Source organism: Actinotignum schaalii, assembly GCF_028864145.1.
GTDB lineage: Bacteria > Actinomycetota > Actinomycetes > Actinomycetales > Actinomycetaceae > Actinotignum > Actinotignum schaalii_B.
Genome location: NZ_JARBHJ010000029.1, coordinates 24,050 through 36,774 on the forward strand (window position 1 = coordinate 24,050; position 12,725 = coordinate 36,774).

At 56.4% G+C, this 12,725-nt stretch carries 12 protein-coding genes; 8 read left to right on the forward strand and 4 right to left on the reverse strand.

Going from position 1 to position 12,725, the window contains the following annotated elements:
• Window positions 1-9: 9 nt before the first annotated feature.
• Complete coding sequence (locus tag PWJ82_RS07095; RefSeq protein ID WP_274734171.1) at window positions 10-627, reverse strand: TetR/AcrR family transcriptional regulator; 618 nt, start codon at window positions 625-627, stop codon at window positions 10-12.
• 168 nt (window positions 628-795) lie between these two features.
• Window positions 796-3,609, reverse strand: coding sequence for a phosphoenolpyruvate carboxylase (gene ppc, locus PWJ82_RS07100; protein ID WP_274734169.1), 2,814 nt, complete (start codon window positions 3,607-3,609; stop codon window positions 796-798).
• A 204-nt stretch (window positions 3,610-3,813) separates the two neighbouring features.
• Between ppc and PWJ82_RS07105 the strand changes: the two genes are divergently transcribed.
• The 7 genes from PWJ82_RS07105 to PWJ82_RS07135 all read left to right on the forward strand — a co-directional run bounded on the left by PWJ82_RS07105 (window position 3,814) and on the right by PWJ82_RS07135 (window position 10,422).
• The gene (locus PWJ82_RS07105; RefSeq protein WP_274734167.1) at window positions 3,814-4,788 is read left to right on the forward strand and encodes a sugar-binding transcriptional regulator; all 975 of its coding nucleotides are present in this window, start codon (window positions 3,814-3,816) and stop codon (window positions 4,786-4,788) included.
• A 330-nt stretch (window positions 4,789-5,118) separates the two neighbouring features.
• Window positions 5,119-5,802: a deoxyribose-phosphate aldolase gene (deoC, locus tag PWJ82_RS07110; RefSeq protein WP_274734200.1), complete on the forward strand. Its 684-nt coding sequence runs from the start codon at window positions 5,119-5,121 to the stop codon at window positions 5,800-5,802.
• 116 nt (window positions 5,803-5,918) lie between these two features.
• Complete coding sequence (gene fucP / locus PWJ82_RS07115; RefSeq protein ID WP_274734166.1) at window positions 5,919-7,325, forward strand: L-fucose:H+ symporter permease; 1,407 nt, start codon at window positions 5,919-5,921, stop codon at window positions 7,323-7,325.
• Between the two features lie 59 nt (window positions 7,326-7,384).
• Window positions 7,385-8,482, forward strand: a complete 1,098-nt coding sequence (locus PWJ82_RS07120; protein WP_274734165.1) for an aldose 1-epimerase family protein — start codon at window positions 7,385-7,387, stop codon at window positions 8,480-8,482.
• Window positions 8,482-9,390, forward strand: a complete 909-nt coding sequence (gene rbsK / locus PWJ82_RS07125) for a ribokinase (protein ID WP_274734163.1) — start codon at window positions 8,482-8,484, stop codon at window positions 9,388-9,390. The genes PWJ82_RS07120 and rbsK overlap by 1 nt, the downstream gene beginning before the upstream one ends.
• Window positions 9,391-9,858: 468 nt before the next feature.
• Window positions 9,859-10,059, forward strand: coding sequence for a polymorphic toxin type 50 domain-containing protein (locus PWJ82_RS07130; RefSeq protein WP_274734162.1), 201 nt, complete (start codon window positions 9,859-9,861; stop codon window positions 10,057-10,059).
• A gap of 15 nt (window positions 10,060-10,074) precedes the next feature.
• Entirely contained in the window at window positions 10,075-10,422 is a 348-nt protein-coding gene (locus PWJ82_RS07135) for a hypothetical protein (protein ID WP_274734160.1), read from the forward strand.
• A 486-nt stretch (window positions 10,423-10,908) separates the two neighbouring features.
• Here PWJ82_RS07135 and PWJ82_RS07140 read toward each other — a convergent pair whose 3' ends face one another.
• A complete protein-coding gene (locus PWJ82_RS07140; protein WP_026429366.1) occupies window positions 10,909-11,598 on the reverse strand; it encodes a DUF981 family protein in 690 nt (229 codons plus the stop codon).
• Between the two features lie 6 nt (window positions 11,599-11,604).
• Entirely contained in the window at window positions 11,605-11,856 is a 252-nt protein-coding gene (locus PWJ82_RS07145; RefSeq protein ID WP_016442796.1) for a hypothetical protein, read from the reverse strand.
• A 544-nt stretch (window positions 11,857-12,400) separates the two neighbouring features.
• Here PWJ82_RS07145 and PWJ82_RS07150 point away from each other — a divergent pair.
• Window positions 12,401-12,725: helix-turn-helix domain-containing protein (locus tag PWJ82_RS07150; RefSeq protein WP_274736030.1), on the forward strand; the 325-nt coding region annotated here is incomplete at its 3' end.

Below are 12,725 nucleotides of genomic sequence, written 5' to 3' on the forward strand. Positions count from 1 at the left end.
AGGCCGCGCCTAGCGCTCCCGGTCTTCCAGATATCGGAGCAGCACTGCTTTGTAGCCGTCCAGGGCGCCAGCGGGATCCTCCGCCGCATCCTTGAGGAAGGGGATAAGATCCGGCCCTGTTTTCTCCAACAGCTCCAGACCCGCCAGATCGATGTTACGGAAAGCCATTTCCGTAACATAGTTGATAATGGTGTGTCCGTTCGCCATAAAAGCGAAAGCCACCGCTTTCTGATGCGAGAAACCGCCATCTTCCAAGGCCCGGGAGAGACCTTGGAGCTGACGCGCAAAATGCACCGTCAATTTCGGGTTGCACAGGAGTACTTCAGCCAGCCCCTCGAAATCATCCAGGGTGCGCCGCAGATTCGCATCCGCCTGGTCAATGGCTTCGTGCCAATCCGTGCCCGCCTGCACAATTGGTGTTTCATCGGCAGCACGCCGAACGACCGCATCCACAATGTCCTGACGGCCATCATAGAGGCGGTACACCGCGGGCGTAGCGACACCGATCTTGTTTGCTATATCACTCATGGTGAAGGTATAGACGCCAACTTCCTTCGCTGCGCGAATAACATCGTCAGCGTTGAAGCGTTGCTTCCTACCTACTCTTCTTGCATATGTTCGTTCCACGGTTTCAGTTTAGTGTAAAAATAAGTGCGGTGCCGCCCACAACACAGGGTTTTGCTTAATAAAGGCCACAGAAAATAAAAATGAGGCTCAGCACCGGCGCCTTTGCCGGTACTGAGCCTCATCTCGCGCGGTGAGTTCGCCGCACGCTTCATACGGTTCTCATAACGCTTATCCGGTATTCTTCATTCCGGCCGAAATACCGTTAATGGTTGTGAGGAGAGCGCGCTGCTCATCGGCTGACTGTTCCTTACCGGAAGCCGCATCGGCCCGTACCCGCGCCAGCAGGGCAACCTGGAGGTAATGGATCGGCTTGAGATACTGATCGCGGATGCGCAAGGTGCGCTGCAAAACCGGTTGGGTATCGAGCAGGTCATCTTCGGCCAGCAGCGCCTCGAGCTCGCGCACTGTCAGCTCGTATTCTTCGCGAATCTCCGCGTAGATATGGTGGAGACGCTCGGGCACCAACGTGCGTACGTAATGCCCGGCAATATCCATATCAGTTTTCGCAAGGGTCATTTCGATATTGGACATCGTGGTGCGGAAGAACTGCCAGCCGCGCACCATCTTCTTCAGGTCCTCACCATACCCGGCTTCCCGGGCAGCGCGGAGTCCGGAACCAGCACCGAACCAACCCGGGACGATCTGGCGGGATTGGGTCCACCCGAAAACCCAGGGAATAGCCCGCAGTCCATCCAAGCCCTTTTCTGAGGTGGTGCGCTTGGAAGGGCGCGATCCAATATTGAGATCACCCAGCAATTCCACCGGAGTGGAGGTAACGAAGTATTCGGGCAGATCCGGGTCATCAGCAAGAACCCGATAGCGCTGGTAGGCAGCCCCGCTGAGGAAGTCCATGACTTCGTCATAGCGGCTCAGGGACACATTGCTATTACGCGGTTCTCGGTGCAGCGCGGAGGCTTCCATAACGGCGGCCAGGGTGAGAGAGAGGTTCTCCCGGGCCAGAGCCGGCAGCGTGTACTTATCGGAAATAACCTCGCCCTGTTCGGTGAACTTAATTTCCCCGTCCAGAACGCCGTAGGGTTGAGACAAAATCGCGTCATAGGTGGGCCCGCCCCCGCGCCCCACGGAACCACCGCGGCCGTGGAAGAGCCGCAGGGTCACGCCGTGGCGTGCGGCGACGTCGCGCAACTGGCGCTGCGCCTGGTGGATTTCCCACTGGGAGGTCACCACACCCGCATCCTTATTGGAATCGGAATAGCCCAGCATTACTTCCTGCCGGTTACCCCGCAAGCGCACAATTTCCCGATAGGAAGGATCGGAAAGCAGGGTATCGAGGATCTCCCCGGCCCGGCGTAGTTCCGGCACTTCTTCCAATAGCGGAGCAAGTCCCAGATCTGCGCGCTTCTCCGCGCTTTCCAGATCGATAATCCCAGCTTCGCGGGCCAGCAGCGCCACGGAGAGGATATCATCGGGACCGTGGGTCATAGAGACCAGGTAGGTGGTAATGGCATCGGTCCCGTAAATCTTGTGGGCCTGGCGAATCGCCCGGAACACCTCGAACGTCTTTTGTGAACTCTCGGTGAGCGGCGAATCATCGGTGTTAATAAGAGCCGGTGCCAGCGGACGAGCCGAGGCCAGTTCCCGCCCCAGGAGCGCCGTGCGTTCTTCCCGGCTCAATGATGCGTAATCCGTATCCAGCCCACCAAAGCGATTGAATAATTCGTTGAGCAGTTCAAAATGCTTCTCGGAATGTTCGCGGACATCCAAAATAACTAGCCCCAGGCCCATCCCGTGAATAATCTGCTGGGCGGTAGCCAGTAGGCCATCGGCCACCCGTTCGGCTCCGTGGCGGCGCAGCGCATCGCGCAGCAGCTGGAATTCTGCCTGAATTTCCGATCCGGTGGCGTAATCATGGCCGGGAATGTGCTCTGCCTCGGTAGTGATGCGCTCCTTCGTATTATTGAGTTTGGAGCGAATCGCGCCGAGCTTGAGCCGGTAGGGTTCTTCGGCGTAAAGCGCCCGTGAATCCTCATCCACAAGGTCCGGGAAGCGGAAGTCCTCTTCCAGGGAAGCTAGCAGTGCGGCGTCGTCGCCCGAAAGACGCGAGGAAATTGACAAGCTGAGCATCGCGCGGTTAACGAACCACACCGCAATATCGATGGCGGTGCTGGACTGCAACCGCAGCACATCCGCGGTAACGTCCGCCGTTACGTACGGGTTGCCGTCCCGGTCCCCGCCGATCCAGGATCCGAAACGGATCGGGACCGCATCTTCGGGAAGGTGGGCGCCGTAACGTTCCAATTCGTCACGGAAAGCCGTGATGACATCGGGAAGAGTATCCGTGTAGAGGCTGCGCAGGTACCACATAACATTGCGGGCTTCGTCCAGGGGAGTGGGCTGCACGCGGCGCAGTTCGTCCGTGAGCCAGATGCTCTCCATCACCGAGGCGAGTTCGCGATCCTGGCGGGCGCGTTCTTCGCTGCCTTCTTCCGTTTCCGTTTCCACAATTTCCGAAACGCGGCGTAGCTTCGTGAGCACGGCGCGCCGCTGCGCTTCGGTGGGGTGAGCGGTGAAAACAAGGCGAATATCGAGCGAATCTACAGTTTTTTGCAAGCCTTCCAGCCCGACCGCGTCATAAATACGCGAAATGGCGCGCGGCACCCACGATTCGGCCGGTTCTTTATCACCGATCACCTTAATGCGGAAAGTTTGCTCCGCGGCGTTGGCCAGCAGGAAATATTCCGCGAAAGCGCGGGTGAGAATAATGGCGGTATCCGTGGACATATCATCCAGAGAACGCTGCACTTCCGAGGCCGCCGTTTCCGAATCGAGGTCACGTGCAGCCGCGCGTACTTTCTCAATAAGATCAAGGGTTTCTTCCCCGTGCTGCTGGGCGATTTCCTGGCCGAGCATCGTGCTCAGGCGCCGCACAACCGCACGCAGCGGGGCGTCAAAATCTTCGGGGGAGCGGGCCGTGGTGCGGTCAACGGAGTCGTGGAGCTGAATATCTTGGTCGTGGCTCACTAGATCTACTCGCCTCTCCTTGGGGATCTCACCGTCACGGTATCGGCCGATGCACAGCTGTGGCGCGTGCCCCGCCAATACCGCTTTCCATCCTAACGCTAAGGCCGCGTCCGGGTGTAATCACAGGTCCCGGGTGGAACGACGCCGCAGCACCCGCGTTGTTACGTGCGCGGGCGGCCTCGCTTACACTAGCGGTGGTGAGCTATGGTGCGGTACCGAGGCGAGGTGGTGCTTGTGGATTCTGGTCTTTCTGCGCGGGATATTGATGCGCTCGACGCCGCAAAGCTGTATTACTCCGGGCTCAGTCAGGATGAGGTAGCCCAACGTATGCACCTGGCTCGCTCCACGATTTCCAAGCTGCTCAGTCACGCACGCAAGCGCGGTTTTGTGCGAATTACCGTTAATGATCCGCGTGAAGATGATGCCTTCCTCTGCGCGCGTTTGAGTGAACGGTTCAATTTACTGGATGTGCGCCTGGTCAGTCCGCCCAGTTCCGCGCCGGAAGATGTGCGCGAGGCCCTCGGGCGCGTGGGCGCGCAGGTGCTCAGCGAACAGATTCGCGACGGCGACGCTATCGGCATCTGCCTGTCCCGCACCACCGAAGCGGTCTCCCGGCATATGCCCCGTATTGCTCGCAAAGGCGTTGCCATTATTCAACTGACGTGCTGTATTGGGGCATGTGTTCGCACTATTGATGAAACGATGGTGATGGAACGCATCGCTGCTTCCTGCGGTGGGCAGGCCGTGTATTTCCAGCTCCCGGCCTTTCTCACTGCCCAGCAGCGTGAAGATCCGGATGTCAAGGCGCGTTTACGAGCTACACGGACCCAGCGGGCCAGCACCCGAGTGGTTCTCTATACCGTGGGCGATGCCCGCTCAAATCTGGCTTATCTTGCGGGTTTTCGCCTGGAAGATGCCGATATGACGCGCCTGCTCACCGCGTCTGTTGGTGATATCTGCACCCACTTCATTACCGCACAGGGCCGGGTATGCCTCCCGGATCTCAATAACCGGGCCACCGGGATTAGCCTTCCAGAGCTGCGTGAGAAAGAACAAAAGATCCTGGTTGCCGGGGGACCGGATAAACTCCAGGCTATTTACGCGGCCCTGGCCAATGGATATGTCTCGCGCTTGGTCACCGATGTGGGAACCGCGCGCGATTTGACGATGATGGCCTGAGGCGCACGGTCTGAACCGTGACCGTGCTCCCGGGAATCCGAGCGGCTAAGGATACGCGGCCGCGGAACAAATGTTCCGTTCGCGAACATCGGTGGCAATATGCCCGCCTCGCACCGGCGCAGCGGTGGTTTTTCCGCGAGGTGGTGCGATTTTGTAGACGGAACGGGCGCGGGGCAGCGCGTGGCACGCAGTGGCTCTCTCGTCTAGATTCACTCGTGAACACCGGGAACGGTGTTATATCAGTAGCGTGAGGCTGCTAGGGGAAGCTACAGTTGCGGAGTTTCCCGCTATCAGCGTGAATCACGGTGGGAAACATACAAAGGAGTCATGATGCCCGCTCTCGATCATTATTCACGTCCCGCACAGCTCATCGACCACACTCTTTTGCGAGCCGATGCCCGCCGCAGCGAGATTGAAGAATTGTGCGCCCAGGCCCGCAACCTGAGAACAGCATCGGTATGCGTTAACCCGGTGTGGGTGGAAACTTGCGCGGCGCTGCTTGCGGGTAGCGGTGTCAAGGTCTGCACCGTTATTGGCTTCCCCTTGGGTGCCAGTACCTCGGCAACGAAAGCTTTCGAGACTCGCGACGCTATCGCGCACGGAGCTACCGAAGTCGATATGGTCATCGACCTGGGTGCCGCACGTGATGGGCGCTGGGAAGATGTGGAAGCTGATATCGCCGCCGTCGTAGGTGCGGCGCACCCAAGCGCCCTGGTTAAAATCATTATTGAGATCTGCCTGTTGAGTGACGACGAGATCGTACGTGCCTGCCAGGCGGCTCAGCGTGCCGGCGCCGATTTCGTGAAAACCTCAACAGGATTTTCTTCCGGCGGGGCTACGGAACATGCCGTCGCCCTCATGCGCGCAACAGTGGGGGAGCACATGGGCGTGAAAGCGGCCGGCGGAATCCGCAGCGCCGCTGATTTCCGCGCCATGGTGGAAGCCGGAGCCAATCGTATCGGAGCTTCCGCGGGAGTCCAGATCCTCGCGGAATTACAGCACTCAACACACTAAGCACCAGAACAAGTACCAGTAAAAACAAACGAATATTCTCCGTCCGGGAGGTGGGGTGGCACAGGCGCCGCTGCCCACCACCCGCGGGTGAATATTGACAAAAGTAAGGAATATTCATGTCAGGACAAGCGGGCAATGACGCCCCAACACCGCCGGTCATAACACCGCCCCAAGAAGAATCCGGAGTTGCCAATACTAGCTTCGGTCTTATTAAAGATCCTTCCCTCCAGCTGCATGACGGGTATCTAAATCGCACCCCGCTTATTCAGTACATTCTCATTTCCATTTGTTTCCCGCTCTGGGGAGCAGCTGCCTCACTCAACGACGTTCTCATCACCCAATTCAAATCAATTTTCGAACTCTCGGATTTCGCTTCCGCTTTCGTGCAATCAGCCTTCTATGGCGGGTATTTCCTGCTGGCTATTCCCGCTTCGCGGGTGATCCGGAAATGGTCGTATAAAACCGGAATCTTGGTGGGCCTGAGCTGCTATATCATCGGCTGCACGATGTTCTTCCCGGCCTCCCATATGGCAACCTACTCGGTGTTCCTGGCAGCGCTCTTCGCTATCGCTACCGGGCTTTCTTTCCTGGAAACCTCGTGCAATACCTATTCCACGATGATCGGGCCGCGGCGTAGTGCCACCCTGCGCCTGAATATTTCTCAAACCTTCTACCCGCTTGGTTCCATTTTCGGAATTCTGCTCGGCAAATATCTTATTTTCACCGAAGGGGAGGCGCTCCACAAGCAACTCGATGATCTCAGCGGCCTGGAGAAAACCCAATTTGCGCAGGAGATGCTCCAACGCACTTTGCAGCCCTATAGGTTCATTATTCTGGTGCTCGCCGTCGTACTTATTCTGGTGGCGCTCACGCAGCTGCCCTCGTGTAAACCGCTCAACGCCGCGCACCACCAGTCCCGGGCATCTATCGGTGAAACACTGCGCTATCTTGTCCACAATAAGCGCTTCGGCACCGGAATCCTCACCCAATTCCTCTACGTGGGTATGCAGACGGCGGTGTGGTCTTTCACGATTCGCCTCGCACTCACGCTTGATACCTCGATTAATGAGCGCACCGCCAGTAATTACATGGTGTGGGCCTTCGCGGCTTTCTTCACCGGGAAATTCATTGCAAATATCCTCATGACGAAGTTGAATGAAAATCTCGTTCTCGTACTGTATTCGCTGGCTGGGGTGGCTGCCCTCAGTTACGTGGTGCTGGTGCCGAATATGACGGCTGTCTACGCCGCCATCGTAACCTCGGGACTATTCGGACCGTGCTGGGCCACCATTTATTCGCGTACCCTCGACGCAATTGAGGATAAGCGCCATACAGAAACCGGCGGGGCCGTGATTGTTATGTCTATTATCGGCGGTGCGGTGATCCCTGTTATTCAGGGGCTTGTTTCCGATAAGACGGGGTCGATGCAGACCTCATTTATTGTCTCGCTGTGCTGCTTCGTGGCAGTGCTCATCTACTTCTTCTCTATTTACCGTAAGGACCGCGCCGGGATCGCCGCCTAGAGCCCTCCCGCTCGTCGTGTTGTTTCGAAACGTCACTGTTATGAACAAAGGAGATCATTATGACGTTCACTATTAATCTGCGTGAGGATCAGTTCACCGAGGCACCGCGGTGCCTTGCCGAATCTTCAGAATTTAGGGTGCTTGCACATCGCTATCCATCGGGGGTGGCTGCGCTCACGGTGCATAATTCGCGTGGATATATTGAGGTACTGCCCTTTATGGGTGGAATCATCTGGGACGCCCAATTCGACGGTATCTCGTTGCGCATGAAAAATATGTTCACTCAGCCGCGCCCAGCTCGCGAAATCTCGGACACCTACGGCTGTTTCGCTTTCCATTCTGGCTTACTCGCAGCCGGATGCCCCAGCCCCGACGATAGCCACGTCCTGCACGGGGAGTTTTCTTGCGCCGCTATGGACCGGGCTTGGGTGGAGATCGATGGTTCCGGGAACGACGGCGCAATTCGGCTAGCATCCACCTATGAATATGCACGCGGATTTGGCGACCACTACCGGGCGACACCCACGGTTTCGCTGGGAGCTGGGGCCACAGCTTTCACTATCGGCATGGATGTGGAGAACCTTTCGCCTTGCCAACCCATGCCACTCCAGTACATGTGCCATATGAATTACGCCTTCGTGCCCGGCGGCGTGATGAGCCAATCGCTTCCCGCGGGCAGTTTCCAGTTACGCCGCTCTATTCCGGCGCACGTGACGCCCACACCGGAGTGGACCGAGTTGAATCAGCGGATCATCGCCGGTGAGATCGATGCAGATTCCTTGGAAGGCGCGGAAAACTTCAATCCCGAAATCGTGTATTTTGCGGATGATCTGCCCCGTTACGGAACGAGCGCACGTTTTGAGCTCGCGTCCCCGGAGGGGCACGCTTTCTTTACGGAATTTTCGACGGCGCAGTTCCCCGTGGCGACCCGGTGGATTCTCTGGACTTTAGACCAGCAGGTGGCTGCTTTTGTTCTTCCGGGGACCAGCCGGCCCGAAGGTTTCCTGGCCGCAAAGGAGGCCGGCACTCTCATCTGGGTGGAGCCAGGCGGCACACGCAGTTTCCGGGTCCATACCGGTCTGGAAACGGGGGAATGCGGTAAGGCTATTTCTGATTCGCGCACCGCTAAGAACGACACAGCAGAAGAGGCACACTAATGGATATCGCAGTAATCGGCTCAAATATGGTCGATCTTATTTCCTATATCAACCGCATGCCCCGCGATGGCGAAACCGTGGAAGCACCCGATTTTGCCCTCGGCTGCGGTGGGAAGGGAGCCAATCAAGCGGTAGCGGCCGCACGCCTCGGTTCTGCCGTACGCATGGTCACCCGGGTAGGAAATGACCTTTTTGCTGATAACACGGTTGCGAATTTCGAGCGCAACGGGATTGATACCACCTATGTGCTGCGTACCGCAGCAACATCTGGGGTGGCTCCTATTTTCGTCAATCCGGATTCGCAGAATTCCATCATTATCGTGCAGGGCGCTAATTCTTTGCTCACTCCGGCGGATATTGACGCCGCGGCAACGGAGATTTCCAAATGCAAACTTATCGTCTTGCAATTGGAGATTCCGTTGGAAACGGTCTATTACGCTATTGATTTTGGGGTGAAACACGGAATCGACGTGCTGCTGAACCCGGCACCGGCGCAACCGGATTTGCTGCTGTCCCGGGTGCGAGCCTGCACCTATTTCACGCCTAATGAAAGTGAGCTATCGCTGCTCACCGGGATGCCGGTAGAAACAATCCCGGATGTTCGCAACGCCGCGCACACCTTGCTGGAGGCGGGGATGCGCAACGTTATTGTGACGCTCGGCGGTAGGGGAGTGCTCTGGGTGGCCGAGGGCGTGGATATGCTGCTGCCGGCAACGCCGGTGGAGGCGGTGGATACCACCGGTGCGGGCGATGCATTTATCGGCTGTTTCTCGCATTATGTGGTAGCTACCGGCGATATTGAGTATTCCCTGCGGATGGCCAATCGGTACGCTGCTGATTCGGTAACGAAACGCGGCACCCAAACCTCCTACGCAAGCAAGGAGGAATTCGCTCTCCTGCACAGCTAAACGGCGGTAGGGGATACGGATCCGCACTCGGTTACTTCCCAGCGCGGGGAAGATCGCGGCCAGGGGCTCTTTCGGGAGCCTCCTGGCCGCTGCTGTGTTAGTGTGCCATTGAAATAAAGGCGTACACCGTATAATAGCATGTGACATTACGCACTATACCCCGGTGTGCTAGTCAAAAGTATAACCGCAAATGTATCATAATAACGACGCCAGGAGCGGCATATAGACCAGCTAGAAGCTGGCTATGAATACTATTTACAAAACCATTCCATAAACCTACACCTTTTTCCGAAAAGTTGTACTGATTTTGTATCGGGGGTGTGAATGGGTAAGCCGCGAAGCAAGCTCATTCCCTATCACAAGCTCAAGTTTCCCGAAGTTTACGGTTTCACCACTGAAGTTCATTTCGGCAGGCAGGCTAAGCACATGCCCGGCCAACCGGAATACGATAAATCATGATCGCCTGTCATGGTAGATATTCTCACGATTCAGCGACTTGTTCTACGGCACGCCGGAACAGGCTCGCGGCGTGGAAAAGATTCCCATAAAGAACGCGTGAATTGTGGATTCATAATCGGTTTATATCGTCGACGATCCACAGAACCCGACTTGCCTACAACTTGGGCCACCATTCACTATTCAAAAAGCGGAGCCCATAGTTCCGGCTGATCCAAGGAAGAAATAATGGGAATGAAGAGAATCTACCATCCTGAAGAAGACCGTCAATTTGGGCTGGTGTGGGATTATGACAACGAGCATTCTGATGCCGTTTACGAGATCGTCTTTTCCAATGGTGAATGTTACCGCGCGGTGTACTTCACCGCCTTCGAAAGCGATAACGCCGGTGAACTAGACATCGAAATGGACGATCCCCGTTACGACGAGTTTCATGTTTTGGTATTTGAGGTCCGTGAAATTATCCATGACGGTCCGCGCCGGTACAACCAGTACTTATCCATCGACTATCGGGACTTTCCGGCGAAGATTATCGACATCACGACTAACACCGTCGTCTATCCACCATTGCCATAGCAGTAATACCGCTGCATGAATCACACTGCCGGTATGACCTGACAGCAAGAAACTATTTTAGGAGGAACTTATATGGTCAGCGAAGGATGGCTGCGTTAAGGACCGCCAAAATCGCACAGTCGTCAAAGAAGAAATCCGGCAAATCTGTGAGGTAAAACAACCATCTGCTCTTGTTGTTTATGGTTCGGAGGGCTACGGTGTGCTTGATCCCGCGCATGACCGTGACATTCCTGTGCACGTATTCGAGCCAGACTTCCGTACCCGTTCTAGCTGTCGGCAATCACCGCCTCAGAACTTTCCGCAAAAGCGTGCCCCACTATCCGCGCCCCGCAGGAAGGATAAGACACGCCCGTAATCCTAAGTACGTCTGGAAATAGCAATCACATATACATCCGCGGGGCCCGGATACTCGTGACGAGCAGTACCGAACCCCGCGGATTATCTTGGCGGTAGCAGTGAAAAACTACCGCGTGACGATGGGATTATTTAGATATAGGAACCGTCCGGTTGCGGGAAGAAGCCCACGTGGCTGTAGAACACCGTAAAGGACAGGAAGATCCACAGCATACCCACGCCCCAGGTCAGGATGGCGGCAATACGTGCCACCCACTTACTATCCGGAACGAAGGGGGAGAGGATCGCCGAAACCCCGGTACCCACGTACAGGAACATAACCAGCAGCGGCTCGATGAGCGATCCGGCCATGAGGCGCGCAACCGGCTCAATTTCCGGCGGACGCCACATACCGAAGTGCATACCCGCGATACCGAAAAGAACCAGCCCGAAGCCACCAATAGCCGCCACGTAGAGAAGCGGACGCAGCGTGGCCACCAGATCTAAGGGACGTACACCCTTGTCCGCAAGCTTTTCAGCGCGCAGAATCGCAATACCGGCGATGAAGGTCAGAATTCCGTAGAAGGCGGCCGGCTCGCCGAAAGTGATGTTATCAACGGAGCAGCAGAAAGCGCCGTCGATCTGGGCCAGCGGCCAGGTCAGGGTCATGTGAATACCGGTGATCCCCAGGAAGGCACCAGTAGCGACGAAAGTCCAACCCCACCCGGCGAGGGTGCGATGATTCGGGTTCGCAGCCACGCGGGCGAACAGAACCACGAGCACCATAATCGCACCGGCAACGAGCGCCATAGTGGTGTTATAGGTAATACCTTGCATGAGCATGGCCCGTTACCTCCTTTCCGACAGCAGGAATTGGCGGATGGACATCAAGGCGATGGAAGCAGCAAAAGTGATGCACCAGCTCAGGACGCCAAGATCCTGCCCGGTACTTCCGCTTGCCGTGGCCCAGAAGACCAGCCCGATAACGAGTCCAAGCGCGAGGACAACCCAGGTGGCTTTAGCGAGGAGCGACGCCCACCTGGCAACCTTGTGCTCCTCTAGGTCAGTGGGGATACCACTGAAATCTTGATGATTTTCCATGTGTCAAGCATAACTTAATTTACTCAGACTTTTATCAGCTGGCGTAGAGCATTTCTTCGGACAATAGTCCCGTGTGACGGAAATCGCTGAAAACTCGCCATTTTGTGCGAGATTTTGTTTTGAGAGCGACGACGCCGCGTGTCTCACCACCCGGACAGACTCCGGCATCCGTGCGGTATATGCCTGTTTCATTTCGGATTCGGCACTTACATTTAAGCCGAGTCAGGGTCCTGATTTGTGGTGGTACGGTGCGGAAAGTCGAGGTGAAACCAACACCAAGTCTCCTGTAGGCACCAGGTGCCCTTTAGGCTGTTGCAATGGTGCTTTACCGGTTTCAACATACGTTTCAACATGCAGTTGCTCTTCACACAAAGAAGCCCGGTATCGTTTTTGGCTTGATACCGGGCTTTTTGTCGGGCTAGCGTGTCTGGTTTCAGGACATATGTCCACCCCACCCCACCACACCTTAAATACCCATGTCCCACGACATGAGTCCGGGCATGTCCCACGACATAAGTCCACACCCACACCCACAAAATAAGGCATGACATTCTCAAGGAACCGTGCCCTCGTCCTGGCAATCACTCAAGGCAATATGACCCTCACCCAAGCCAGCCAACACTTCAACCTCTCCACACGACACATCCAACGACTCCTGACCCGCTACCACGAACACGGAATAGAAGGCCTGAAAGAAAAACCCCGCACCCCACACACCAACCCCAACGCAACACCAACCACAACAATCAACGAAATCCTCAACCTCAGGAAAAAACTCGCAGCCCTGGGCCTGGACTGCGGCGCCCACACCATCCACACCCACCTGGACATCGAGAACAAACCCTCTCCAACCACCATATGGCGGATCC